This is a genomic window from Microcoleus sp. BR0-C5, from assembly GCF_036705045.1.
Classification (GTDB): Bacteria; Cyanobacteriota; Cyanobacteriia; order Cyanobacteriales; family Microcoleaceae; genus Microcoleus.
The window spans coordinates 1-25,395 of the sequence record NZ_JAUBTR010000087.1 but is presented as its reverse complement, the minus strand read 5'-3'; the positions used below and the strand labels follow the sequence as shown (position 1 = coordinate 25,395).

Annotated in this window: 19 protein-coding genes and 1 pseudogene; 15 read left to right on the top strand and 5 right to left on the bottom strand. The window is 43.7% G+C overall.

The genetic code is table 11. The annotated features are described in order from the left end of the window. Both QUB08_RS27635 and QUB08_RS27630 read right to left on the bottom strand, forming a co-directional pair. A pseudogene (locus tag QUB08_RS27635) lies at positions 1-650 on the bottom strand (IS630 family transposase); the annotation flags it as partial. A gap of 850 nt (positions 651-1,500) precedes the next feature. Further along, the gene (locus QUB08_RS27630) at positions 1,501-3,969 is read right to left on the bottom strand and encodes an ATP-dependent Clp protease ATP-binding subunit (RefSeq protein WP_333228939.1); all 2,469 of its coding nucleotides are present in this window, start codon (positions 3,967-3,969) and stop codon (positions 1,501-1,503) included. Between the two features lie 442 nt (positions 3,970-4,411). Between QUB08_RS27630 and QUB08_RS27625 the strand changes: the two genes are divergently transcribed. Continuing rightward, entirely contained in the window at positions 4,412-9,751 is a 5,340-nt protein-coding gene (locus tag QUB08_RS27625) for an AAA family ATPase (protein WP_333228937.1), read from the top strand. A gap of 4 nt (positions 9,752-9,755) precedes the next feature. Here QUB08_RS27625 and QUB08_RS27620 read toward each other — a convergent pair whose 3' ends face one another. Then, a complete protein-coding gene (locus tag QUB08_RS27620; protein WP_333228935.1) occupies positions 9,756-10,322 on the bottom strand; it encodes a hypothetical protein in 567 nt (188 codons plus the stop codon). A gap of 278 nt (positions 10,323-10,600) precedes the next feature. On the opposite strand from QUB08_RS27620, the gene QUB08_RS27615 reads away from it, so the two are divergent. The 3 genes from QUB08_RS27615 to QUB08_RS27605 all read left to right on the top strand — a co-directional run bounded on the left by QUB08_RS27615 (position 10,601) and on the right by QUB08_RS27605 (position 13,390). Continuing rightward, on the top strand, positions 10,601-11,614 hold the full coding sequence (locus QUB08_RS27615; protein WP_333228933.1) for a hypothetical protein: 1,014 nt from the start codon (positions 10,601-10,603) through the stop codon (positions 11,612-11,614). Between the two features lie 148 nt (positions 11,615-11,762). After that, complete coding sequence (locus QUB08_RS27610) at positions 11,763-12,863, top strand: glycosyl transferase (RefSeq protein ID WP_333228931.1); 1,101 nt, start codon at positions 11,763-11,765, stop codon at positions 12,861-12,863. A 110-nt stretch (positions 12,864-12,973) separates the two neighbouring features. Then, complete coding sequence (locus tag QUB08_RS27605) at positions 12,974-13,390, top strand: secondary thiamine-phosphate synthase enzyme YjbQ (RefSeq protein WP_333228929.1); 417 nt, start codon at positions 12,974-12,976, stop codon at positions 13,388-13,390. On the opposite strand, the gene QUB08_RS27600 is transcribed toward QUB08_RS27605, so the two are convergent. Beyond that, entirely contained in the window at positions 13,377-13,892 is a 516-nt protein-coding gene (locus QUB08_RS27600) for a heme-binding protein (protein ID WP_333228927.1), read from the bottom strand. The two genes, QUB08_RS27605 and QUB08_RS27600, sit on opposite strands and share 14 nt — an antisense overlap. Before the next feature lie 421 nt (positions 13,893-14,313). Here QUB08_RS27600 and QUB08_RS27595 point away from each other — a divergent pair, with 421 nt between their 5' ends. Continuing rightward, positions 14,314-15,516, top strand: a complete 1,203-nt coding sequence (locus tag QUB08_RS27595) for an EAL domain-containing response regulator (protein ID WP_333228925.1) — start codon at positions 14,314-14,316, stop codon at positions 15,514-15,516. Positions 15,517-15,569: 53 nt separating this feature from the next. After that, complete coding sequence (locus QUB08_RS27590) at positions 15,570-16,415, top strand: prohibitin family protein (RefSeq protein WP_333228924.1); 846 nt, start codon at positions 15,570-15,572, stop codon at positions 16,413-16,415. 207 nt (positions 16,416-16,622) lie between these two features. Here QUB08_RS27590 and QUB08_RS27585 read toward each other — a convergent pair whose 3' ends face one another. Next, positions 16,623-17,537, bottom strand: coding sequence for a LysR substrate-binding domain-containing protein (locus tag QUB08_RS27585; protein ID WP_333228922.1), 915 nt, complete (start codon positions 17,535-17,537; stop codon positions 16,623-16,625). Positions 17,538-17,925: 388 nt separating this feature from the next. Here QUB08_RS27585 and QUB08_RS27580 point away from each other — a divergent pair, with 388 nt between their 5' ends. The 9 genes from QUB08_RS27580 to QUB08_RS27540 all read left to right on the top strand — a co-directional run bounded on the left by QUB08_RS27580 (position 17,926) and on the right by QUB08_RS27540 (position 25,296). After that, a complete protein-coding gene (locus tag QUB08_RS27580; RefSeq protein WP_333228919.1) occupies positions 17,926-19,428 on the top strand; it encodes an APC family permease in 1,503 nt (500 codons plus the stop codon). Between the two features lie 213 nt (positions 19,429-19,641). Further along, complete coding sequence (locus QUB08_RS27575) at positions 19,642-20,346, top strand: cadmium resistance transporter (RefSeq protein WP_333228917.1); 705 nt, start codon at positions 19,642-19,644, stop codon at positions 20,344-20,346. Positions 20,347-20,366: 20 nt separating this feature from the next. Then, positions 20,367-21,020 carry a cadmium resistance transporter gene (locus QUB08_RS27570; protein ID WP_333228915.1) on the top strand — a complete coding sequence of 218 codons (654 nt, stop codon included), beginning with the start codon at positions 20,367-20,369 and terminating at the stop codon, positions 21,018-21,020. A 548-nt stretch (positions 21,021-21,568) separates the two neighbouring features. Then, entirely contained in the window at positions 21,569-22,234 is a 666-nt protein-coding gene (locus QUB08_RS27565; protein ID WP_333228914.1) for a hypothetical protein, read from the top strand. Between the two features lie 146 nt (positions 22,235-22,380). Further along, the gene (locus QUB08_RS27560) at positions 22,381-22,803 is read left to right on the top strand and encodes a DUF202 domain-containing protein (protein ID WP_333068952.1); all 423 of its coding nucleotides are present in this window, start codon (positions 22,381-22,383) and stop codon (positions 22,801-22,803) included. Between the two features lie 15 nt (positions 22,804-22,818). Continuing rightward, positions 22,819-23,265 (top strand): DUF202 domain-containing protein, encoded by a 447-nt coding sequence (locus tag QUB08_RS27555; RefSeq protein WP_333228912.1) that lies wholly within the window; start codon positions 22,819-22,821, stop codon positions 23,263-23,265. A 19-nt stretch (positions 23,266-23,284) separates the two neighbouring features. Further along, complete coding sequence (locus tag QUB08_RS27550; RefSeq protein WP_333228910.1) at positions 23,285-23,521, top strand: hypothetical protein; 237 nt, start codon at positions 23,285-23,287, stop codon at positions 23,519-23,521. Between the two features lie 172 nt (positions 23,522-23,693). Further along, complete coding sequence (locus tag QUB08_RS27545) at positions 23,694-24,197, top strand: hypothetical protein (RefSeq protein WP_333228908.1); 504 nt, start codon at positions 23,694-23,696, stop codon at positions 24,195-24,197. A gap of 304 nt (positions 24,198-24,501) precedes the next feature. Continuing rightward, positions 24,502-25,296 (top strand): sulfite exporter TauE/SafE family protein, encoded by a 795-nt coding sequence (locus QUB08_RS27540; RefSeq protein ID WP_333228906.1) that lies wholly within the window; start codon positions 24,502-24,504, stop codon positions 25,294-25,296. Positions 25,297-25,395 lie beyond the last annotated feature (99 nt).

Sequence of the window (25,395 nt, the reverse complement as noted above, 5' to 3'; positions counted from 1 at the left end):
CTGCCTTTTCTCCGGTCTCCTCTGACCTTTTTTCGGCTGCCTTTTTTACACCAGTTCTTTCTTCTGGTGACTCTTAAGCTAAATCCACTCTCGTCCCAAAACCATACCTGTAATCGTTCTGGCGTTTATTTTTCTATTTTTAAATATTCGGCTATCTTTATTTTAAACGCTGTTATTTTTTCGGGATTTCTCTTCGACTCTAGGCTATACTTAGCCCAGATGTAAACATACTTTTTTTTCTTTAATGTCCTCCGAACTTGTCCTCCACTTAATTTTATTCCTGTGGATTGTTCCAAGTATGTTGCTAATCTCTGCGCTGTCCATCGTCCAAAATTATATCCTAATTCTTGAGGCTCTTTTTCTATAGTTTCTAACCATATTTTTATATATTTATCTGTGGCTTTTTTGTGATTTCTTTTCATCCTCTCATCTATTAGACTTTCTAGATTGTCTGGGTCTCCCTTGACACACCAATAAGATACTTTGTTGACTGAGCAACCCAAAAAATCAGCGATTTTAGATTGTGTCTTGCCGTCATTGAGCAATAATATAATTATAATTATTTCTCTAATATTTGTCTTTTCTTCCTCTCTTAAGGCTTTTTGTAGTTTCTCTATTTGTTGGGTATTGAGATGGTTTTTAGCTGGCATTTTTGTAGATATTGACTAACCTCATTTTTTAGGATACCCTATTTAAAGGCACAACAGCTTAGAGTATTTATTGCACCGCCTCTTAAATGAAGGGCAATTAATAATTAAATGGGGTCGCAAAATCAAAAATAAGGGCAATGCTTGTATCACAGTTTAAATGTGCAACAGCTTATTATTCCTAAATGGTCTATCTTGAGGACTTTAATTTCGTTTTGGGGCTGATTCATGATTTTTTACACCTGTGTTGCTGACTCTATTATCTAATCTTAGCAAAACTTGAAATTTTTTCTAGGTATTTATTTCAGGGTTTCATGTCTCCCAATTTAAACTTATTAAATTTGTCTGAATATCTGCGGAATGTGGGTTTTAAGACTCAGATGTGCGTATTTAAATAATGAGATTAAAATGGGTAGTTATGCTTAGTTAAAAAGCGGGATGCTCCCGATATCAAATCTGTTAGCATGGGAATTCTTCATATATAGCGGTTCTCAGAAAGATTCGCGGACGTAGTTGGGCTTGGGCCCAATACGTTTAGTGGTTATATAAGCTGTCAGTCATACCTCATCTTTTTGAGAAAGGCTATATCTCTTCTCTTTATCTGCGTGAATCTGCGTCAATCCATTCTCATCTGCGCTTGCTGAAATTATTTTTTTTTGACCGCAGATGAGGGCAGATCAACACAAATTAACGCAGATTAATTAGATCGAGTCCGGTTGCTGTGTCGGTAATTGACTGTTGACTGAATTTTACGCTTGTTGCTTTTTTTTAAATGGTATTTTTTAATTAAAAACCCGGTTTCTCTGAGAAACCGGGTTTTTAATCAACAGTATTTATCCGTTTGTAGAGTGCATTAATGGCTTAATGCGAATTCTGGCAATTTCGGCTCAGATGAACCATCTGGCAACACCTTAACCTGACCGTTTTCATCCACATCAACGATCGCCTTTTGGCCGTCTTTCAGCTTCCCAGACAGCATTTCCTCAGCCAGCACATCTTCCAACAACCGCATGATTGCGCGGCGCAAAGGTCGAGCACCGTAGCTGGGATTGTAGCCTTCTGTAACTAACAAATCCTTGAACTTGTCTGTCACCGACAAAGTAATACCCTGTTCGGTTAAGCGGCCGAAGACTTGCTGCAACATGATGTCCGCAATCTGCTTGACTTCTTCCTTGTTCAACTGGCGGAAGACGATAATCTCATCCAAGCGGTTGATAAATTCGGGACGGAAGAACTGTTTCAGTTCTTCGTTTACCAAGCTGCGAACGCGGTTGTACTGCCCGTCTGCGGCACTTTCAGCAAACTCGAAACCGAGACCGCCACCGCCTTTTTCAATCACTCGCGAACCGATGTTTGAGGTCATGATCAGTAGTGTATTCTTAAAGTCCACTGTCCGACCTTTAGCATCAGTCAAGCGGCCGTCTTCCAAGATTTGCAGCATCATGTTGAAGACATCCGGGTGAGCTTTTTCGATTTCGTCGAACAGCACGACGGTGTAAGGACGGCGCCGGACTGCTTCTGTTAGTTGGCCACCTTCGTCGTAGCCAACGTAACCCGGAGGCGAACCGATGAGTTTGGAAACCGTGTGGCGTTCCATGAATTCGGACATATCTAACCGAATCATGGCTTCTTCGGAACCGAAGAAATATGTTGCCAGGGCTTTTGTAAGTTCCGTTTTGCCGACGCCTGTGGGGCCGGAAAAGATGAAACTGGCGATCGGGCGATTCGGATTTTTCAAGCCTACCCGCGCGCGACGGATAGCCCTAGAAACTGCGCTGACAGCTTCTTCTTGACCGATCAAGCGCTGGTGCAGCGTATCTTCCATGTGCAGCAGCAATTCCGATTCGGATTCTGTCAGCTTGCTGACTGGTACTCCCGTCCAATTAGCCACGATGTGGGCGATGTCTTCTTCGGTGACGATGGGAGAAGTTTTGAGTTGGCTTTTATTGATCGTAGCTTCGGCGATTTCGGCTTCAATCTCTAATTCGCGATCGCGCAATTTTCCAGCTTTGTCGAAGTCTTGCTCGCGCACTGCTGCATCTTTTTCTTTTGTTACTGCAGGCAGTTGCTTTTTGAGTTCTTTAACTTCGGGGGGGGTTTGCGAATTCATCACGCGGACGCGGGAACCTGCTTCGTCAATTAAGTCGATCGCCTTGTCTGGCAAAAACCGATCGTTAATGTACCTGTCTGACAGTGTAGCCGCTGCTTCTAAAGCTGCGTCGGAAATTGTCAGTCTGTGATGCTGTTCGTAAGCCGATCGCAACCCGTACAATATTTCTATTGTTTCAGCCACGCTCGGTTCGCCGACTTTGATCGGTTGGAAGCGGCGTTCTAAGGCAGCGTCGCGCTCGATGTGTTTGCGATATTCGTCCAAGGTAGTTGCGCCGACACACTGCAATTCGCCTCTGGCAAGGGCTGGTTTGAGCATATTGGAGGCGTCCATGCTGCCTTGAATTGCGCCTGCACCGACTAAGGTGTGAATTTCATCAATTACCAGAATGATGTTGCCTGCTGCACGAATTTCGGCCATGATTTTCGTCAGCCGTTCCTCAAATTCGCCTCGGAACTTTGTACCAGCAATCAGCGAACCCATATCGAGGCTGATTACTTGTTTGTCTTCTAAAATTTCCGGGACGTTTCTATTAACAATCCGCTGGGCTAGGCCTTCGGCGAGGGCTGTTTTGCCGACTCCCGGTTCGCCTACTAACACTGGATTGTTCTTCGTGCGGCGGCCGAGCACTTGGATCACGCGCTCGATTTCATTTTCGCGGCCCACGACGGGATCGAGTTTGCCGGCTGCGGCTAACTTGGTCAGGTTTGTGCCGAATTCTTCTAAAGTCGGGATTTTGCGATCGCCGCTATCTCCCCTACCTCCGGGTACCGCCGCGACTTCTCCCACGGCACGAATTACCTGAGTGCGGACTCTCTGGCGATCGATCCCCAAGTTTTGCAGCACCTTCGCCGCCACCCCTTCATCGTCCTGAATCAGCCCCAGCAGGATGTGCTCGGTGCCGATGTAATTGTGGCCTAACTGCCGCGCTTCGTTCAGCGCCGTCTCAAAAATGCGCTTGACGCGGGGCGTAAAAGGAATTTCCGGTGGAAGGAACCCAGAACCTCTACCGATGATATTTTCGATTTCATTGCGCGCCTCTTTCAAGTTGAGGCCCATATCCAGTAATACTTTTGCAGCGATGCCAGTGCCTTCGCCGACGAGTCCCAGAAGAATTTGCTCGGTGCCTACAAAATTGTGACCGAGGCGCCGCGCTTCCTCTTGGGCTAGCATGATTGCTTTAATGGCTTGTTCTGTAAAGCGTTCAAACATATTTTTTCTATCCTACTGTCTTGGCGAGGGCTGTATCGCTGCTGGTGAGGAGCGATTTGGAACACTACACAAATTATAGATGTAAATTTTTGTGTATTTCCTTCTTTAACAATGTATCTTGCTAAAGGGGGAGAGACAGTGGGGAGACCCGAATAGTAGGGGTGTGGTTGCCGTCCGCTGTCGATCGGATATTAATTGAGAATAATAGTAGCAAAATGGCTTGATTCCATGAATACTATCATTTTATCTATAAATAGATTCTTGTCCCAGTACATAAAGCTTGATTTTTGTTGGCCTAAGTACATGGTTGAATTAAGCATATAACAGTTGCCATGTCAAGACTTTTGACGGTTGAGGGTGGTCGTGCCGTCAGCCAACAGCCAACAGTCAACAGCGAACAGCGACTCGAATCAGATATATTTTCAACTCTCAGCAGAACTCCATGCAATTTCTCTCGCAATACCAAATCCACTCCACTCTCCACGAAGGTATCGAAACGATTATTTATCGAGGAAAAATCCCCACCCACCAAGATACAACTGTACTCAAAATCCTGAACGCTGAATATCCCACCCTCGATGCAATTACCCGGATCAAGCACGAGTATCGCATTCGCCAACATTTAGACCATCCGGGCCTAGTGAAAGTCATTAGCCTAGAAACCTTTGATAACCGTCTCGGCTTGCTTTTAGAAGACTTTGAGGGCGAATCTCTCGATCGACTGATGTCCAGACAAAAGCTCGAAGTCATCACCTGTTTGAGGTTTGGCATCCAACTCATAAAAACCTTAGAATATCTACACCTTCAAAAAATTATTCACAAAGATATTAAGCCGAGCAATATCATCCTCAACAGCCAAACAGGAATTATTAAACTAACAGATTTCGGGATTGCTTCACGATTAACCAAAGAAAATCCCCAAATTAATAATATTAACTCGATAGTCGGTACTTTTGCTTATATGTCTCCCGAACAAACCGGGAGAATGAACCGCACCCTAGACTACCGCACCGACTTTTATTCTCTCGGAATCACTTTATATGAAATGCTGACTGGTCAATTGCCATTTCCCAGCAACGACCCCTTAGAAATAGTTTACAGTCACATAGCCTCTCAAGCAATTGTACCCCATCAAATTAATTCAGAGATTCCACCAGCCCTCTCACAATTTGTGATGAAATTGATGGCAAAAAATGCCGAAAATAGATATCAAACCGCAGGCGGATTGTTAGCCGATTTAGAAATGTGTTTAACTCAGTTAGAAACTACAGGCAAGATAGTCGATTTTACGCCCGGAAACTTAGATATATTGAGTCAGTTGTTGATTCCTCAAAAATTGTACGGTCGCGAAACACAAGTCAGTCAACTATTAGCAGCCTTTGAACGTGTAGCTAATCCTTGCGAGGAAATTTCTTCTCCTTCCCAAATTGAACTGATCCTAGTGTCGGGTTATGCAGGTATAGGCAAATCAGCCGTAGTTAGCGAAATTCAAAAACCCATCACCAGACAGCGGGGTTATTTTATTTCCGGTAAATTTGACCAATTCAAACGGAATATACCTTACGCATCTTTAATTCAAGCTTTTCAATCTTTGATCCAGCAGTTACTTGCGGAAAATAAGGACAAATTACAACATTGGCAACATCAACTTTTAGCCACACTAGGCGATTCCGGGCAAGTAATTATTGACGTAATTCCCGAACTAGAATTGGTAATTGGGAAACAGCCTGCCGTTGCGGAACTTGCCCCCACAGAAGCACAAAACCGCTTTAACAGGCTATTCAAAGAATTTATCCACGTATTCGCGCAAAAAGAGCATCCCTTAGTCATATTTATCGATGACTTGCAGTGGTCAGATTCAGCAACCTTGAAATTAATGGAATTGCTGGCGACTGATCCCGATAGCAAATATTTACTATTAATTGGAGCCTATCGAGACCATGAAGTTAGCTCTACACATCCTTTAATGCAAACAGTAGAGTACCTTCAAGAAAGGGGGATTATTATCAACAATTTAGTGCTGGAACCTCTTTCTTTAGCCCAGGTGACTGAGTTAATTTCTGAGACATTGAATGACTCAGAAAGAATTCAACCTTTAGCGGAATTACTTTGGAATAAGACTGGTGGGAATCCTTTTTTCTTGACGCAATTGCTCAACACTCTTTATCAAGAAAAACTTTTGAGATTTGACTTTACCCGGCTGCTGTCTCCCGGAAGAAGAGGGGAGTGGCAGTGGAACATTGAGGAGATTCAGGCTATTGGCATCACAGATAAGAGTGTAGTTGAACTGGTAGCCAGTCGGATTCAACAATTGCCAGAGACTACACAACAAGTTTTGAAATTAGCCGCTTGTGTTGGGGACAGTTTCACTCTAGATGTTCTCTCTACTGTCAACGCAAAATCTCCATCAGTCACTGCGACTGAACTCTGGGATGCTTTGCAAGCGGGGTTAATACTTCCATTGAATGAGAGTTACCTCATTCCTTTATTTTTAGATGGAGAAGCCGGAGTTAATTTAACTTTCAATTCTTCGCGAGTCAGCTATAAATTTTTGCACGATCGCGTCCAGCAAGCGGCATATTCGCTGATTCCTGATGATAAAAAGAAAGCCACTCATCTTAGCATCGGTAAATTGCTATTTGAAAATACGCCCGCCGATAAAGTAGAAGAGAGAATTTTTGATATTATCAACCAGTTGAATGTAGGAATTGATTGTCTCACCCGGCAATCAGAAAAAGATGAATTAGCAGGATTAAATTTAATGGCTGGGCATAAGGCAAAAGCAGCTAACGCTTATGAACCCGCTGTTAAGTATTTGAATGTAGGAATTTCCTTATTAGCACCTGATAGCTGGGTTTGCCACTATAACATGACGCTGCGGCTGTATGTAGAGACGCTGGAAGCGGAATATTTAAACACCAACTTTGAGCAAGCAGAAGTTTTGGCAGAAGTGGTTTTGCGATCGGCTAAAAACCAGCTTGATATAGTGAAAGTGTATCAGCTAAAGATCCTATATTATCAGGCTCAAAGCCAGATGCTAAAAGCTGTTGAAACAGGTCTAGAAGTGCTGGAAATGCTCGGAGTAAACCTATTAGATCAGCAAACTATTGCAGTGCCAAAATTGCCGCGACTTGAGGAATTAGAAAACCTGCCAGTTATGACAGATCCTTATCAACTGGCAGCTATGGAAATCTTGACAGCCCTCTATCCTCCTGCTTATATTGCCAAACCAGAAATTGTGTCCTCCCTCGTCTTGACTATGGTCAATCTTTGTATTGATCACGGTCATTCAGCATTAGCTACTTTTCCCTATACTCTTTATGGAATGATGCTGTGCGGCATCGAAGGCGACATCGAAGCTGGCTACTACGCTGGGTTAATCGCTTTAAAGCTGCTAGAACAATTTAATGCTAGCCAACAAAAAGCTAAGGTTTATGTAATGTTTAATGGTCATATAAGAATCTGGAAAGAGTCTACTAAGAATACACTTGCGTCCTTTCTAGAAGGCAGGAATTTTGGTGTAGAAAGTGGTGACTTAGAATGGGCAATTTATAATTCTAAGCACTATATTACAAATTTATTTTTGGTAGGAGAACCGCTAGAATATGTCACAGAAAAACAAACCATTTATATGGAGTTTTTGCTAAAAAATAAACACGAATTTGCCATAGGTTATGCTAAAATTTGGCAAGTAATTGCTTCAAGCTTAAGAAGCAAAACAGCAGAGCAAGTACGATTAGTTAGCGGCAGGTTGGATGAACCTGCTGTGATGTCGCGTTGGCATAAAGAAAATAATCGAATGTCGCTGTTTGCAGCTTATGTCGCTAAATTGATGCTGCTTTATTTATTTAAAGATTATGCTGCGGCTGTGGCCAGCGGTAAATTAGCGGCAGAATACGCAGATGGGGCGATCGGCTTAATCACTGTTGGGGTACACAATTTCTACTATTCGCTGGCCATCCTCGCTCACTATCCTGACAGTGACAATCAAGAAGCATACCTAGCTATTGTTAACTCTAATCAGCAAATTATGAAAAAGTGGGCCTACCATGCACCCATGAATTATCAGCACAAGTACGAGTTAGTTGAAGCTGAGAAAGCTCGACTTTTCAGCGATAAACTTGCAGCTATGGATTATTATGACTTAGCTATTAAAGGAGCGGCTGCTAACGGTTACATCCAAGAAGAAGCATTAGCTTATGAATTAGCTGGAGAGTTTTATCAATCTTTGGATAAAGAGATAATTGCTCGAACTTATGTGACAAAAGCTTATTATGCCTACATCCGCTGGGGAGCTATAGCAAAAGTTAAATACTTAGAATCCCGTTATCATTATTTAGTCGATCGCAATCAAAGAGCAATATCTAAAAAACTTGATATCATGACTGCTACCACTACTGTTGACAATAGCTTAATGCTGGATTTACCAACAGTTGTCAAAGCATCTCAAGCTGTTTCGAGCGAAATTATCCTCAGCCGCTTGCTAGAGAAACTCGTACAGCTTGTGAAGGAAAACGCAGGCGCTCAAAAAGTATTATTTCTTGCCAAGACAGGTAATCAATTATTCATAGAAGCTGGAGTTACAGGTCAGTTAAATGATGTAACTCTGTTGCAATCTCTGCCGATTGCCGAATCTGAGATTCTGCCCATTTCCTTAATTAACTATGTAGAAAGAACCAGAAAATACTTGGTTTTAGACGATGCTACCCGATCCGAGCAATTTCAATATGACCCGTATATTGCGAGCAATCAACCCCTATCTATCCTGGTATTGCCAATTATCCATCAAGGCAACCTTACGGGAATGTTTTATTTAGAAAATAATTTAACCAAAGGTGCTTTTACTAGCGACAGGCTAGAAATTTTGGGAATATTGTCTGCACAAGCAGCTATTTCTCTAGAAAATGCCCGTTTTTATACTATTCTGGAAACGCGAGTAGCGCAAAGAACTGAGAAATTGCAAACTGCACTGGAAGAACTCCGCCACACTCAATTGCAGCTAATCCAAAGTGAAAAAATGTCGAGTTTAGGGCAAGTGGTAGGAGGAATTGCTCACGAAATAAATAACCCGATCAACTTTATTTATGGAAATTTACATTACACCAATGAATACGCTGAAAACTTACTAGATTTACTACGTTTATACCAAAATCATTACCCAAATCCCGTGCAAGAAATAGTCAATGAAACAGAGCAAATAGATTTAGATTTTTTGATGACTGATTTCACTAAAATGATAGAGTCAATGAGAGTGGGTGCTGCGAGAGTTCGCGATATTGTGCTGTCGCTGCGAAACTTTTCTCGGCTAGATGAATCAGATAGAAAATGGGTTAATCTCCACGAAGGTATCGACAGCACGTTGATGATTTTGGATCACAAATTAATTGAGATTCAAGTGCTCAAGGAGTACGGCAATTTGCCTTTAGTGAATTGCTATCCTGGAGAAATTAATCAGGTATTTATGAATGTACTGACTAATGCTATTGATGCTTTGTCTCGCGAAAAAAGAGGGAAAGAATTTGACTCGACAATTCAGATTTGCACTGAAGTCGCCGAAGGAAATCAAGTAGCAATTCGCATTGTAGATAATGGTGTGGGGATGAGTTCGGAGGTATTGGGTAAAATATTTGACCCCTTTTTTACTACTAAAGAGGTAGGTAAGGGGACGGGTTTGGGATTGTCTATCAGTTATCAAATTGTGGTAGAACAACATGGAGGAAAGTTAATTTGCAAGTCGGAACCTGGAGAGGGCAGCGAGTTTACTATACTGCTGCCGTATTGATGAATTAAAGCCATCGTGAAAGCAACTGTTCAACTACTTTCACAAAGCCGATCGCAATTTGAATCAACGGCCAACCCACAAAACAAATTAACACCGCCCAGCGAGTTTGAATATCCAAACCTTGGCGAACCGCCACAATTACAGCTAGCAAACTCCACACAGTTAATATCCGCTCTATTCCTTCTCCCAGCAAGGGAATTAACGTTAAAAAATTCAGCACTTGGGGCGCGTAAGCAAAGCCGATAGGAACCAACAACTCCCGATAAGTTACGTGCCCCTGCTTCAGCCACTCTCCGATTTTAAAGATAGTGAAAGTCCAAAAATAATAACCCCCCGCGATTGCCAAACCATCTATCCAAAGTGCTAAAAATAACACTGATAGCTCAGTTCGATTGATTAACAAAATGACAGCACTGCCCAACACGCGGGACAGCGCAGCTAAAATTACAATTGTTAAAGCTATCCGCTTAGTTCTGCGAGTGTAGGGAGTTTTTTCGTAAAAATTGCCATTCAAAGAAAGTGCGTTCCAAAGCGTGGCCCCCAAACCTGCAATTGAATCTTCTCCCTTCACGTTGAACTCCTGCTCCTCAAGATAGTTGACAACTTTTACAAAATAAGGTGTAATACAGCAGAATCACCGAACTATTTCTACGTAATTAGGTAATTAATATCAATTTTTTATGAGGTTGCAAAGAATCTGATCCCCCCTAACCCCCCTTAATAAGGGGGGGACAAGATTGCTATCAAAGTCAACCCCTACTCCCCTTATTAAGGGGGATTTAGGGGGATCGGAATATGTGCAACTTCACATTAAATTGGTATAACAGGCATTCTACCAGATTTTCTTAAATGCTAAGATTGATTTTACGGATACTTGCATGGTTGCGCGGGGGAAGTTTAAATTTGTTGCTCATAGCAGGTGTAATCCTGATAATTTGGGGCATTCTTTCGCCGGTGGGAACTGTTATATGGTGGCTGAATCAAAGTGCCGAAACTTTTGGTATCAAGAAAAATCCACCGGAGATACTGCCCTCAAACAAGGGCAATTTAGAAGCCCGCAAGTCTTCGCAGCTCAATTGTTATATCATTTTTTTACCGGGAGTTGGCGATTTTTCAGGGGATGAATTAACGCCTGGTGAAGAGTTTTTTCTCAAGCGTTTAGTTAAAAGTCACCCGCAGTGTGTAGCAGTGGGCGATGTTTTTCCTTATTCAGCGTCTAACAAAAGTTTAGGAGGAGAGCGTTGGCTAGCTCCTTTTTGGCGGTTTGCAGAACAGGCAAAAAGCGGGCCGATTGCGGGGGATATATTCATCAAAATTCGCAATCTCTGGAGGTTTGCAATTTCTCTAGATTATCGCTACGGATTTGCATACAATCAGGGAATGGCTAAGGCAATTATCGATCGCATGAATGCTCAATCTCCGATTACAGTTAATCCTCAAAAACCTTTGAAAGTTATTTTAATTGGCACTAGCGGCGGTGCACAAGTTGCTTTGGGTGCTACTCGCTATCTTAAAGAATGGCTGAAGGCAGAAATTACGGTTGTTTCGGTTGGGGGCGTGTTTTCGGGAGAAAATGGTTTTGCAGAGGCCGATCGCATTTTCCACTTTCGCGGCACTCGCGATTCAATTGAGGATATTGGTGGCATAGTTTTTCCGAGTCGCTGGTACTGGTACGCGACTTCTCCTTTCAATCAAGCTCGTTTGCAAGGCCGCTATGCAGCAGCTTTGAGCGGCCCTCACAAGCACGACGGTGATGAGGGATATTTTGGGGAAAACCTGGCTGCGGACGGTAAAAAGTATGTAGATATAACCCTGGACAAGATTAATCAATTGCCTGTTTGGTCTGAGGGTGCGCGCGATTGATGAGTTCTTGCCTATTCGATAGTCATTAGTTATTAATTGTGTCATTGTTAGTTGTGCGTCGCTTGAAGCTTGGCCTTGTTGCCTTCCAGTCTCTACCTAATTCGCAATTGCCGATGCCCAATTCCCCATCCCCTATTCCCTATTATCAATGTCTCGACCAACATTATATATTGCCATCACAAATCACGGATTCGGGCACGCTGTCCGAGTCTCCTCCGTAGCTGCAAAAATTCAAGAATTAAATCCAGAGATTTTACTAATTATCACAACAACAGCACCTCGCTGGCTGCTAGAATCTTATATTAGTGGCGACTTTATCCACCGTCCCCGCGCTTTTGATGTCGGAGTCGTGCAAGCTGACAGTTTGAATATGGATAAAGATGCGACGCTGGAAAAATTGCGGGAAATTCGGAAAAAGCAAAATTCGCTAATTGCCAGCGAAGTTAATTTTATCAAGCAAAATCGGGTGGGTTTGGTGCTGGCAGATATTCCTCCTTTGGCAACGCGAATGGCGGCAGCGGCTGGGGTTCCTTGCTGGATGATGAGCAATTTTGGGTGGGATTTTATCTATCGAGATTGGGGCGGGGAATTTGTAGAAATGGCAGATTGGATTGGTGAATGTTTCGGGATGTGCGATCGGCTTTTTCGTCTTCCTTTGCACGAACCGATGACAGCTTTCCCAAATATTCAAGATGTGGGCTTGACTGGCGGAAATCCTCGCTACAGTAACGAAAAAATTCGGGAAGTATTCGGCATCGAAACACCGCTGGAAAAAACTGTATTGCTGACGTTCGGCGGATTGGGTTTAGAGGAAATTCCGTATCAAAATTTACAGCAATTTAGCGACTGGCAATTTATTACTTTTGATGCGGGAGCTCCCGATTTGCCGAATTTGATTAAAGTCAAAAATCAGGAGTTTGCAAAATCTCTCCCGATTTTACCGCGTCCGGTTGATATTATGCCTGTGTGCGGGCGCTTAGTTTCTAAACCGGGATACAGCACTTTTGCGGAAGCTTTGCGCTTGGAAATACCTGTTGTTTCTATAATGAGAGAAGGTTTTGCAGAAGCTGCGGTGTTGCTGGAAGGGATTCAAAATTATGCGGAACATCAAATTTTGACGGCGGCGGAGTTTTTTGAGGGGGATTGGGAGTTTTTGCGACAACCGCTGCATCCGCCCCGTTTGTCGGATAAATTGGATAAAAATGGTACGGAGGATGTCGCCCAAGCTGTTGTAGACTATTTTTCATAAGTCCGATTAGAAATCGCTCTGACACAAACAAAGTCTACCTCCCCCAACAGAAGAGTTTTGCATCAGTCTCATCCAGAATCTACAATCTACAATCTACAATCTACAATCGAATGAATCACTATCAACAGATACTCAAGATTCAAACTACAGGGAAATCTCTGTGCAAAATCACTCCTAAGATAGAAGATGCGGTGGCGAATTCAGGTATTAAAACGGGACTGTGTAGCTTATTTTTGCGCCACACTTCTGCTAGTTTGGTGATTCAAGAAAATGCTGACCCGGATGTACTTAAGGATTTGGCTAACTTTTTGGCTAAACTGGTACCGGAGGACGATCGCTACATTCACGATGCGGAAGGCCCAGACGATATGCCGGCGCACATTCGCACGGCGCTGACTCATACTTCTGAACAAATCCCGATCGATCGCGGCAGGTTATTGTTAGGAACTTGGCAGGGAATTTACCTGTGGGAACACCGCCAGCGGGGTCACATTCGCGAATTAGTTGTTCACGTCAGCGGGACTTGATGGGAATTTGTACCTCGCTGATTTTAGTTGCTTCCGGCGTCATCGGGGAATTGTAAAAAAAGCGGCGCGGCGGCCCGACTATTTCATATTCGGGATGTTCTTTAAGCCAATCTTTAAGTTTCTGGAGGTTATTTTCGTAGCTTTCCCAAGTGTAGGCCCCGCGCACGCCGATGCTGACAACCGTCATCGGCGAAGTATCCGTGATTTCTACAGCGGAGTTAACGCTACTGGGGGCGATATTTGGTGCGGGATAGAGGAACGAAACTTCAGCTTGGGGAACTGCATCGATTTGCCCGGAAGTTTCCGTGTAGCGCGCTTCTACTGGTGTTGTCATCGCAATTTGGTTGTTGCTGATGTGTTGAAATAAGGGATTGAAGGCGATTCCTGTCGCTTGTCGCAAATCGCCCGCGTGGGTGTAGGTGACAGCGCGGTACTGAGGATATTGCTTAACTTCTATCACCCCAATCTGTGCGGGTTCAGGGAATCCAGTAGGTAATACCATTTGAGATTTAAAAGTTGAGATTTTACATTGAAGAAGGGGGAAAGACTGACTATGCAAGGGTTTGGAACTTGCTTGCAGTTGCATGGTTTTTGGCAACTGGTATAAATAGGCTGAGATTGTTTCCAGACAATCGTTCAGGCGGCACAATTAGTTTAGCAGTTATTTAAGGCGCTGCTAACTGTCGATCGCCTAGAATTAGTTGAGAGATTATTAATTAACCTCGTAATAATACGGACGGCACTGAGTAAGCACAGAAACATTAATCTAGTTGTGCTTGAAAAATTAGCGTTTTTCAGGTGTTTGCTATTTGTGTCGGAAAATATTCCGCTGTTTGGTCGATCGAGCTGTGCGTTCTCAGTTATTGGGACGCTTATCGCGTTCAGTAACGCCTATCAATTATACCGCTTTCAGGGAATGACGTATGAAAAAAATTCTAGTGATTGAGGACGAGCAAGTAATTCGCGAGAATATTCTCAAACTCCTCAAAGCTGAAGGTTTCGACGTGACGGGTGCAGAAAATGGATCGCAAGGTTTATATGCGGCGGTGTCAAATGTTCCCGACGTGATTATTTGCGACGTGATGATGCCAGAACTTGACGGGTATGGGGTGCTGGTGGCCTTGCGATCTAATCCTGTTACTGCTACAGTACCTTTTGTTTTTCTCACCGGTAAAGCCGATCGCTCTGAAATGCGGCAAGGTATGGAATTGGGCGCAGATGATTACCTGACTAAACCTTTTACTAAAGCTGAACTTGTGGGCGCGATATCGAGCCGCTTGAAAAAACAAGAAGCTTTCGCCGAACAGTACAATACTTTGCGATCGCAAAGCAGCGAATTGATCCAAGATGCCGACAAATTAGAGCGGATAAAAACAAGTTTGTGCGACGCACTGGAACGAGAAGAATTCCAAGTTTATTATCAGCCGCAAGTCAATGTCCAGACAGGTAAGATTATGAGCGCAGAAGCTTTAGTGCGCTGGGTACATCCAGAAAAAGGGCTGATTTCGCCCGCAGAATTTATTCCGGCTGCCGAAGAAACTGGCTTCATTGTACAGTTAGGCGAGTGGGTTTTGCAGACAGCTTGCCGACAAATGCAAGTTTGGGAAAATGCTGGTTTTTCGGGGCTGCGGGTAGCGGTGAATCTGTCGCCACGCCAATTTCACCAACCGGATCTCAGCAGCAGAGTTGCCCAAATTTTAGCAGAAACTGGTTTGCAAGCGAGCAGTTTGGAATTAGAGCTGACCGAAAGTTTGATGGTAGAAGATGCCGAAAGTGCGATCGCTACTTTGCAACAATTGAAAAAATTGGGAGTTTCTATATCTATTGATGATTTCGGAACTGGGTACTCTTCTTTAAGCTATCTGACACAATACCCCTTCGATACTTTAAAAATAGACCGCTGTTTTATCAGCAATATCACCGATGGTTGTACCAATGCAGCGATTGTGAAAGCTATTATTGAAATGGCGCACAGTCTCTGTCTTGAGGTAATTGCCGAAGGAGTTGAAACAGAAGCCGAAAAAGATTTTCTCTGGCGCTATAAGTGCGATATAATGCAAGGATATTTGTTCAGTCCTCCTTTGGCTGCAGCGGATTTTGAACAGTTGTTGATGGCAGGAAAATAGAATATCTATTAAGTCAATCTTGAGCAGAGAATTAAGTGCGATCGGGGTGGAATATGGTTTTAGAATCCAGCAGTAACGTTGACTCACTCAAATCCAGCAATAAAAAAAATAAAGAGTTTTACCTAGCTGTTCAACTAGCTGTAGTAATAGTATTTCTAGCTATTTTGTCCAAATTTTTTATCATAGTCAACGCCGGAGAACGGGGCGTGCTGATGCAGTTTGGTAAAGTGCAAGAACAGGTACTAGGAGAAGGAATTCACGTAATAGTCCCCACAGTTTATACTGTAAAAAAGTTGAGCGTCAGGGTACAGAAACAGGAAAGTTCCGCTGAAGCTTCCTCAAAAGATTTGCAAGATGTTTTCACGGATGTAGCGCTCAACTGGCACATTATCCCAGAAGAAGCAAATGCTATTTTTCAACAAATAGGTGACGAAAAAGAAGTCGTAGCTCGCATTATCGATCCGGCAGTTGAAGAAGTATTAAAAGCAGTTATGGCAAAATACACGGCTGAAGAAATTATTACTAAACGGGGAGAAGTTAAAGCCGCAGTTGATGATTCTTTGACATTAAGGCTGGTTACATATCACATTGCAGTAGACGATATTTCTTTAGTACACGTTCACTTTTCTGAGCGGTTTGGCGAGGCGGTGGAGGCGAAACAAATTGCCGAACAGGAGGCAAAAAGAGGGGAGTTTTTAGCGCTGAAGGCAGTAAAACAGGCCGAGGCTAAGGTGAATTTAGCCAAAGGAGAAGCCGAAGTGCAAAGGTTGCTGCGGGACAATTTGACTCCGGAACTTTTGGAAAGACAGGCTATAGAAAAATGGGATGGGAAATTGCCGCTGATTGTTGGTGATGGGGGTAAAAATTTATGGGATGTGAGAAAATTGGTTGAGAGATAACAGCCCTGGACGCATCAGCCCAAAGAAACCGGGTTTTTTACCTAATCTGTGACCTACAGCGAAGGATTTTCAGAAAAAAACCCGGTTTCTGACCATCGGTGCACAAGTCCCGTACAAAAATACACGGCGTTTAGCTTTTTATGTCGGTAAAAAAACTGGTCTCTTGAGTATTGGTGCGTCAGTCCTGAATTACAAATTACCAGCACCTTAAGTTAATATCTCTTCAAAAGCTTTAGTAATTCTAGTTTGAAAACGTTGTCGGTGTTTCAGTTTTAAAACAGGTTTAATTATTTCCAAACATACATTAGAACTTGGTTGAATATCTATAATTTTCATGGCTCGCAGTGTAGATAGCTGCAATTCTTTTTTTACCATCAATTCAGGAATAGCCGCTGCACCTGTGCCGCTTTCCACCACTGCTTTTACCATTTCACTGCTATTCAAAACTAAAGTTACATTTAATTCATGGGGATTAATGCCCCAACTTTGCAAAGCTTGTTCCAACATTTGCTGAACTCCAGAACCAGCTTCTCGCATCACCCAATCCGTTTTCGCAATTTCCGCTAAACTCACATCGGTTCGTTCAAACCAAGGGTGAGATTGGCCAACTACAATCAGCAAGCGTTCGCTGCCTACAACTTCTTCTTCCAGAGTGTTCTTAAGCGAAGCTTTGATGTCTCCCGTCACTAAACCCAAATCAAATGTTCCCGTCGCTGTCCCCGCACAAATTTCTTCGGCATTTGCGAGAGTACAATTCACGCAAATACCAGGATATTGCTGTTTAAACTTGCTAAGTTTATCAGGCAACCAATAATTGCCAATCGTCAGACTGCAACCCAATTTTAAATCGCCTCGCTGCAAGTCGTTCAACTCCCGCAAACCTCTCTCTGTCAAAGCAACTTGGTCTAGAATTTTCTGCGTTTCAACTTGCAGCAACTTCCCAGCATCTGTGATTTCGATGCGGCGGCCGATGCGGTGAAATAGTTTTACTCCGTATTGTGCCTCTAAGCTTTGGATTGTCGCGCTGACAGCGGGTTGGGTGATGTAAAGTTCCTCCGCTGCGCGGCTGAAGTGCAGGTGTTCCGCGACAGCTAGAAAAACTCGCAGTTGGTCAAGCGTCATTCCGGCCATGCTGAGTACCCTTTTACTAAATACAGTTATTTTTTGAGATTAAAATCTATTGCGGCTAAGCTTTGACCTGAATTTTTCGACTTTATTGTATAGGTTAGAATTACCAAAAAAGCACGGTTCCCAGCCGCTATTTAAAGTTTCCTTTTAACGTCAAGGGTTTGAGCTTTTGGGGACAGATAGATATCGTATTCCAACAGTTATTTTCGGGGCGGTACTGCATCACTTGTATTTATTAATTCGATAAAAAACAACATTTGATTCTACCCCCGAAGAGCCTTAAGGTGATACTTAAGCTTCTAACGCAGGGCCCAATGCTGAAGCAGCACCGACAAGTTTAAGCCGATCGCCAAAAGTCGATCGACAACAAGAGAGAAGATAAATGACTAAGAAAACGCCAAAAAATCACAGTCCCCACGGCTTAAAGCCGGACTGCCTCTCCTTCGGGGAGGTTTTAGCTCAATCCTTTGCCGTCATTGCACCTACAACGATACCAGCCTCTAATATAGGGTTAATTGTCGCTCTTTCGGGTAACGGGGCTTGGCTGAGCTTTCTCATCGGCTTGATGGGCCTAGTATTTGTCAGCATCAATATCAACCAATTTGCGAGTCGATCGGCTTCTGCAGGTTCTCTTTATTCTTATATTGTTAAAGGATTAGGCCCGACTGCAGGCGTAATTTGCGGCTGGAGTTTGGTACTGGCTTATTTATTTACTGCGATGTCCGTTTTGTGTGGTTTTGCCAACTTTACGGGTATTTTCATCGGTCATTTAGGCATCCATCCGTCACCGATTACGCTGTTAGCGATCGGGGCGGGGGTTGCTTGGTATGCAGGTTATAAAGATATCCAACTCTCAGCTATGGCGATGCTATGGCTGGAGGGGGCATCAGTGGCAGCTATTTTTATCTTGGGAATCATCATCTGGGCGCACAAAGGTTTTGCCCTGGATATGTCCCAATTAACTTTGGAAGGCGTAACTCCGGGGAACATAGCGACGGGACTTGTATTAGTAATGTTTGGTTTCTCTGGTTTTGAAAGTGCTACATCTCTGGGCGACGAAGCGAAAAAACCCTTAAAAAACATCCCCAGGGCTGTCATGGGCAGTGCTGTCATGGCAGGCTTATTCTTCGTTCTGATGACCTATATTGAGGTTTTGGGTTTTAGCGGTACTGGAGTTTCTATTACTAATAGTGAAGAACCTCTGACTTTTCTAGCGCAACAAGTCGGGATGGGTTGGCTGGGAGAGTTAGTGGCTTTCGGCGCTTTATTTAGCTTTTTTGCTTGCGTGCTCGGCAGCATCAATCCAGCGGCGAGAGTGTTTTTTATGATGGCGCGGCACGGTTTGTTTCACTCTTCATTAGGTGTAGCGCATTCATCTAATAGAACTCCCCACGTTGCAGTAACGATGTGTACATTCCTGACATTTTTGGTTCCGGCTGTGATGTCTATGTTTAACATCAAGCTGTTCGATTGTATGGGTTATTTGGGGGCAATTTGCAGCTACGGATTTTTAACCGTCTACGTCTTAATTTCGATCGCAGCCCCGGTTTACCTGCACAAAATTGGTAAATTGCGTGTGCGGGATGTAGCGTTCTCGGCTGTGGCGATCGCATTTATGATGATTCCCATTGCGGGCAGCGTCGGCATTCCAGGCAGCACTATGTTCCCACCTCCAGAAGCTCCTTACAATGCCTTTCCTTACTTGTTCTTGATGTACTTGGTGGCTACTTGCGGATGGTTTTTCTGGCAGCGGCTGCGTTCTCCTCAACTGGCGGGCTCGATGCAGCAGGGTATTGACGCAATTCATGCCAAGTTCGAGGAAGAAAATGCAATTTATGGTGGTGTTCGATTGAAAGCCGTTCCCTTTGACAGCGATCGTTTTTGATTAACAGTTACCAGTTCGCTGTTCGGAGAAAGAGTTTTTAAGCAACTGGGTTTTTACTGAGATATTGCAGCATTGTCGCTCGGCATTTCAAGGGTCTTGCTCAAGTCAACAGCCCACAATAAAATTTAATTTTTGTGGAACGGGCATCTTGCCCGTTCCGAAGATACGATCCCAGCAAGTACAACCAAATAAAAAATCTGAGGAGACACAGAAATGAATGAATTACTAACAGCAATTTCTACGGGTATGACAGCTTTTACAGCTACGAACCTTGACGATATTCTGATTCTGCTGCTGTTTTTCTCGCAGGTGAATGCAGTATTTCGGCGCAGGCATATCGTCTTCGGTCAGTTTCTGGGCTTTACTGCACTGGTTTTGGCTAGCCTTCCGGGGTTTTTTGGCCGCTTAATCTTTCCGCCAGATTGGATCGGAATGCTGGGTTTGCTGCCAATTGCGATCGGGCTTAGCCGCTTGCTGAATCCAGAAACTGACGATGCGGAAGCTGAGGAAGAATTAGAGCAATCTGAGAGATCTTTTTTTAGAAGTTTTCTGTCTCCTCAAACTTATAGCGTAGCAGCGGTGACGGTGGCCAATGGCGGCGACAATATCGGGATATATGTGCCGCTTTTTGCTAGCAATACTTTAGAAAGTTTGGCGGTGATTCTCGGCGTATTTTTCGCGATGGTGAGCGTTTGGTGCTACGCTGCTTATCGCTTAATTCAGATGCGGGCTATCGCAGATACTTTGACTCGCTACGGCAATCAGCTTGTGCCTTTTGTTTTGATCGGATTGGGAATGGCGATTCTGGTTAAAAGCGGCACTCTGGCAAGCCCAACTTTAAGTATAATATCTTTAGTTGGTTGCGCTTTCTGTTTGATAACTATGAGCAGAGGTAACGCCAGGGAAACTGAAGTTTAGAAAAATTGCAGGGACAGCACATGAATTGGATTGCAGCAGCGATTATTGCCGGGATTACATCTTTTGCCGCAACCAATATCGACGATATGGTGCTTTCGATGCTGTTCTTCGCCCAAGTAAATGATACTTTCCGCCCCCGGCATATCTTTGTCGGTAAGTACCTCGGATTTGCGGCACTGATCGCTGCTAGTTTGCCCGGTTTTTTTGGTGGGTTAATTGTGCCGAAAGCTTGGATTGGTTTGCTGGGTTTGGTTCCGATCGCGATCGGCATCAGTCACTTAGTCAAGAGAGAAAATGAGGAAAATGACGTACAAGCAGTATCGGGCGAATTTAACCGTCAATCTAACTCATCTGCTGTGTCAAAACTCGCCAATCTTTTCAATCCCCAAACTTTGAATGTGGCTGCGGTAACAGTGGCTAACGGGGGAGACAACATCGGTATCTATTTGCCGCTGTTTGCTAGCAGCGACTTGCCGAGCTTGGTAGTGATTTTGGCGGTTTTCTTGGTGATGGTAGGTGTTTGGTCTTATGCCGCTTACCGGTTAACTCGCCAAAGGGCGATCGCCCATATTTTGACTCGCTATACCAAGGCTGTTGTCCCTTTTGTCTTGATTGGTTTGGGAATATTCATCCTGATTGAAAGTGGTAGTTATCGCCTGCTCCCGCCATTTTAATCTAACTAATGATCGGCAAATGTTTCGCTACTTTCATCCCTCTCTAGGTATATAATTTGCCATAGGTCATAAGTCCTAACTCATCACTTTTTCCTTAACAATTGTTTGCTTAAAAATAACGATAAATTGCTTGAAATTTATCAACAAATATGCTAAGTTAATAATGAAGTGAGTGACCTAGCTAAAAGCAGCTTCAAACTAATTTAGCCTCAAGTAGTCACGAAACTTGAAACCATCTTTTGAGCTAGCCAATTGTCAGACTTAGGCAACAATATACCTCTTGTCTCAATGACTCCAGTAGTGGTGAATCAAACCGAGCTAAAAACTTGAGTGTGAATCCCTAAAAGCTCGCCCGATAGCTTCGCCCCTACCCCACGCAGAGCGACTTAGACAATAGGTATAATCCTAAAAAAACAGATTTTTTGCTTCTGCAAAATTTGGTTTCTCAGGCAAACCAGTTAAAGAGATATTGTTTTTGCCTAAGTCCTAAAATAGCAAGCAAACAGAAAGTTGGAAAAAACCTGACAATCGAGAAAAGGAGAAAAATTGTGAAAATCTTCAAATTTGTTTTAGTGCTCTTGGTAATGGCCGCCAATTTAGTATTCGTTCCTCCCTCCTGGGCCGACGCTCCAAAAACGCCGAAATATGCGAGCAATCCCGACTATATAGAGGTGACTCAAGCTCTGAACACTCTCAAGGCAGCGAAAGACGCACCCGATACCGCCCAGAATTATACCCCTGAGCAACTTCAGCAAAAAATCGCTCAATTGGAGTTTCAAAAATACACTTTAGAAACTGGAAAACCTTGGGGTCAGTGCCGCAACGAGACCGGAAAAACCCTGGCTGTATACGGCCCGAAACGCAAAAAAGCAGCGGAGTCTTCTTACGAGAATGCCCTTTATTTTCTAGCTGACGGCCAAACAACTGAACATAAATGGGATTGCGATGGAATTTATCTACCCAGCGATATCAAAGCAACTGATTTAAGAACGACAGATCAACCTTCAGAAGAATTGACGGGCGGTCTAGCTGTTAAGATAGTTGACGGAACTCAAGTTGTAGCCAGAGCTAATCCCGCTACGGGGGCTGTAGAATTCAACGTTCCTACTGCTAAGGTTTTCCAGCCTGGGGATGCCAATTGGTTTGTTCCTGATGTGACTCAGGCTTACATAGATACGCAAGTTCCCAACGCACCAACTGAGGAAAATGATTAGTTTTGGTGAAGTTGTAATGCGATCGGCTGTTTAAAGCCAGTTGCAACGCAAAATCCCGCCGGGTATCGCTCCCCGGCGGATAATCCTATCAGCGAAAATATATCGGTTTACCTTCTCATTTCCCGTTAAAATTAAAAGGTTGATCTATGCTATTAAATTGGAAATCCACAAAAGTAAATACAGAAAAGATTAAGCGACCAAATCCGTCGCGGGTGCGGGATCACTTGGCAAACGAGCGCACTTATTTAGCATGGATGCGGACAGCAATATCGCTGATGGGTTTTGGCGTAGTTATCGTGCGCCTTCGCACCTTTCATCCCCCTCTACTCCCAACTCCCGGCAATGGCTGGAAGTTGGGTTTGCTTTTTTCAGCAGTGGGTTTGCTGACGGTGTTATTCTCAACTAAGCACTACTTTGGCGTCCGTCACGATATCGATTACGATACTTATGAACCTACCGATCGCTGGGTAATTCTTTTTAGCCTCGCGATCGCAATCCTAGGGGCTGGGGTAATTTATTATATGTTCACCGTTCCTTCTAGCTCATTTGGTTTGATGGCACCTGAATAATGGTGGCGGTTTAATATGAATATTAAAGAGTTCGATCGCGTGCAATTATCGTTCCAACCGATGCAAGTAGATGATGAGAAACCAAACCAGCACAATCTGTCGCGGGCGATCGATCGATCGGCAAATGAGCGCACCTTCTTAGCATGGATGCGGGCTGCGATCGCACTCATGGGTTTTGGCGTCGTCATCATCCGACTTCGCGTCGTGCAAATGCCCGTACATTACCGTCAGGCGATGGGGTGGAAGTTGGGTTTAATTTTCTCTCTAATAGGTTGGGCGACAGTCTTAATCTCAACTAAGCATTACTTCACCGTTCGCCACCAAATTGACCACGATACCTACAATCCCCCAGACGGCATGGTTTTATTTTTCAGTTTTGCTGTGGGCTTATTGGGGATTGGAGTAATTTATTCGATTTTGGCAGCCGCCCTGGGCCCAAGTAGTCTTGTAATACCCGATTGATTGTCAACAGGAGTTAATCATGAACAGCGATACAGTTGCCACGATCGCTTCCATTCTCATCTTAGCTGCTGCTATCTGGGCAGCATTCGTAGTGCTTGAGACTGTCGCGAAAATAGTCCCTAAATTGCTGGGCGTGACAGTCGCGATCGGGCTTTTGCTCGTTTACCTGCAATTTTACTGGGGCATCGACAGTGCATATCTTTGGCAAACTGTCAAGCATTTGCCTGAAGCTTTCAATTTCTCGATCGGTGCTTAAACTCTCACCAGCCAGTATTCTCAACAACCTCTCCCTCATCGATCTTCTTGTACCGGAAACACAGTAGATTTAGCCGATCGTCCACAAAATACGGTAACTCGATTGACTTACTAGACATAACTCAGCTTTACTGCTAAACTACGGTAAGTCGATCGAGTTATGAGCTATTAACGTGGAAAACGCTAAAAAAGTCACTCAAGAGTACCAGCTTGCAGGACAACTGACCCAACATTTGCCACAAGCTAAGGGCTTTAAGGAAGTCTGGTTTAAAAAAATCAGAGGCGGGTTGCTTCTGGCAATTGGATATTTGCTATCACCGCTGTGTTGGTGGAACGACATATTTTTCAATCTGCCAATTGCCTACGCCTTTGGGTATATCTGTAGTGGGCTTTCCCCAGATTTACTTTTCCCTTGCACAATTGTCGGCTACTGGCTTTCCAATATTGTGGGAATTCTGTTGATGCAGCTAGGAACTTTAGATGTTTTTACAGACAAACCCAAGGAAAAAAACCTCAAAAAAGAGTTATTGACGGGTTTAGTTTCCTCAACTGTCTTCACGGTTGTCATTGTGGCATTGATTCATTTTAATGTTCTCGATACTCCGGATTTCTTTTCCAGCCAACAGTCGGTTAACCTCAGCTATGCTTTACCTATGACGCTCGTCACTTCAAGGTAGAAGGCAAAATATAAACCCCGTCAATGAATCCAAGGTTTTTCATCAGTTACACAGGTACATATAAGAAAATCAGGGAGCTTTTACACTACAATTTCTGTAGTCTTGTTTATTTGCATTTACTTACTTTGACAAAGAACATTGTTGCTAAAAAAACGACCACTCTAAAGCGTTGAACAGACAAGTTTTTGGTAAATAATATTGAAATGCAAGTGAGATTTAGCCTGTGTAGCTGTGTTGCCGGAGCCGCGCCAGTTATCTATTTGTTGGTTGGCAGCGCTTAATTACACAGTTTTTGGGCATAACAGTGAACTACTTATTACTATCATTTCTCAGCTTTTTTGTTGGCATTATCGTTGGTTTGACTGGAGTTGGCGGAGCGTCGCTCATCACCCCAATGTTAATTTTTGTTTTCCAGATTCCGGCATCAATTGCTATTAGTTCGGATGTCGTAGCTGCCACACTGATGAAAGTTGTTGGTGGCTTCAAACACTGGCAGCAAAAGACCCTCGACTTGCAAATAGTTAAGTGGCTGGCTTTGGGCAGCGTGCCCGGTTCGCTGAGTGGCGTGTGGATTTTACACTGCATCCAATCCAGCGGAAGTCAGGACTTAGACAGCATATTGCTGCGCTTTCTCGGAGTAGCCATTGCCCTAATTGTCGCTTTATCGCTGACCCAATTAGCGGTCAAAACATTTTTCCCTAATTTTAAATTACCTTCGCCCCCTAAATGGGACTTAAATACTAATTATGGCCGTATTTGTACTGTGAGTGCGGCAGCAATTTTAGGCTGCATAGTGGGAATCACTAGCGTGTCTTCCGGTTCGATGTTTGCACTGTTGCTGATTGCTTTTTTCCGCCTTGATACTTCTAAATTGGTGGGTACAGATATTTCGCAGGCGGCAATTTTGTTGATGTTTACATCTCTGGGACATCTCAGCCTCGGAACAGTAGACTGGAGTTTAGTATTGCCGATTTGGTTGGGTTCGGTGCCGGGAGTTTTAGTAGGTGCTAAATTTTGCCAAATTATGCCTCAACGCCCGCTTAAGTTTGTGATTTACGGAATGTTGGCGATGGCTAGTTGGAAGTTGTATCAAGTCTGAAAAGTAGGGTAAGGTCAGGAGTCAGGGCAAACGCATCATGTCAACAAGCGGGAATTTTACCGTGCTTGTTGCGACTATTATCGATAGCTGTAGTTTATT

What these genes read in the sequence shown, in the direction of transcription:
- QUB08_RS27630 (WP_333228939.1), bottom strand. Translation starts at nt 3,969, where the DNA reads ATGTTTGAACGCTTTACAGAACAAGCCATTAAAGCAATCATGCTAGCC.
- QUB08_RS27625 (WP_333228937.1), top strand. Translation starts at nt 4,412, where the DNA reads ATGCAATTTCTCTCGCAATACCAAATCCACTCCACTCTCCACGAAGGT.
- QUB08_RS27615 (WP_333228933.1), top strand. Translation starts at nt 10,601, where the DNA reads ATGCTAAGATTGATTTTACGGATACTTGCATGGTTGCGCGGGGGAAGT.
- QUB08_RS27610 (WP_333228931.1), top strand. Translation starts at nt 11,763, where the DNA reads ATGTCTCGACCAACATTATATATTGCCATCACAAATCACGGATTCGGG.
- QUB08_RS27605 (WP_333228929.1), top strand. Translation starts at nt 12,974, where the DNA reads ATGAATCACTATCAACAGATACTCAAGATTCAAACTACAGGGAAATCT.
- QUB08_RS27600 (WP_333228927.1), bottom strand. Translation starts at nt 13,892, where the DNA reads ATGGTATTACCTACTGGATTCCCTGAACCCGCACAGATTGGGGTGATA.
- QUB08_RS27595 (WP_333228925.1), top strand. Translation starts at nt 14,314, where the DNA reads ATGAAAAAAATTCTAGTGATTGAGGACGAGCAAGTAATTCGCGAGAAT.
- QUB08_RS27590 (WP_333228924.1), top strand. Translation starts at nt 15,570, where the DNA reads ATGGTTTTAGAATCCAGCAGTAACGTTGACTCACTCAAATCCAGCAAT.
- QUB08_RS27585 (WP_333228922.1), bottom strand. Translation starts at nt 17,537, where the DNA reads ATGACGCTTGACCAACTGCGAGTTTTTCTAGCTGTCGCGGAACACCTG.
- QUB08_RS27580 (WP_333228919.1), top strand. Translation starts at nt 17,926, where the DNA reads ATGACTAAGAAAACGCCAAAAAATCACAGTCCCCACGGCTTAAAGCCG.
- QUB08_RS27575 (WP_333228917.1), top strand. Translation starts at nt 19,642, where the DNA reads ATGAATGAATTACTAACAGCAATTTCTACGGGTATGACAGCTTTTACA.
- QUB08_RS27570 (WP_333228915.1), top strand. Translation starts at nt 20,367, where the DNA reads ATGAATTGGATTGCAGCAGCGATTATTGCCGGGATTACATCTTTTGCC.
- QUB08_RS27560 (WP_333068952.1), top strand. Translation starts at nt 22,381, where the DNA reads ATGCTATTAAATTGGAAATCCACAAAAGTAAATACAGAAAAGATTAAG.
- QUB08_RS27555 (WP_333228912.1), top strand. Translation starts at nt 22,819, where the DNA reads ATGAATATTAAAGAGTTCGATCGCGTGCAATTATCGTTCCAACCGATG.
- QUB08_RS27550 (WP_333228910.1), top strand. Translation starts at nt 23,285, where the DNA reads ATGAACAGCGATACAGTTGCCACGATCGCTTCCATTCTCATCTTAGCT.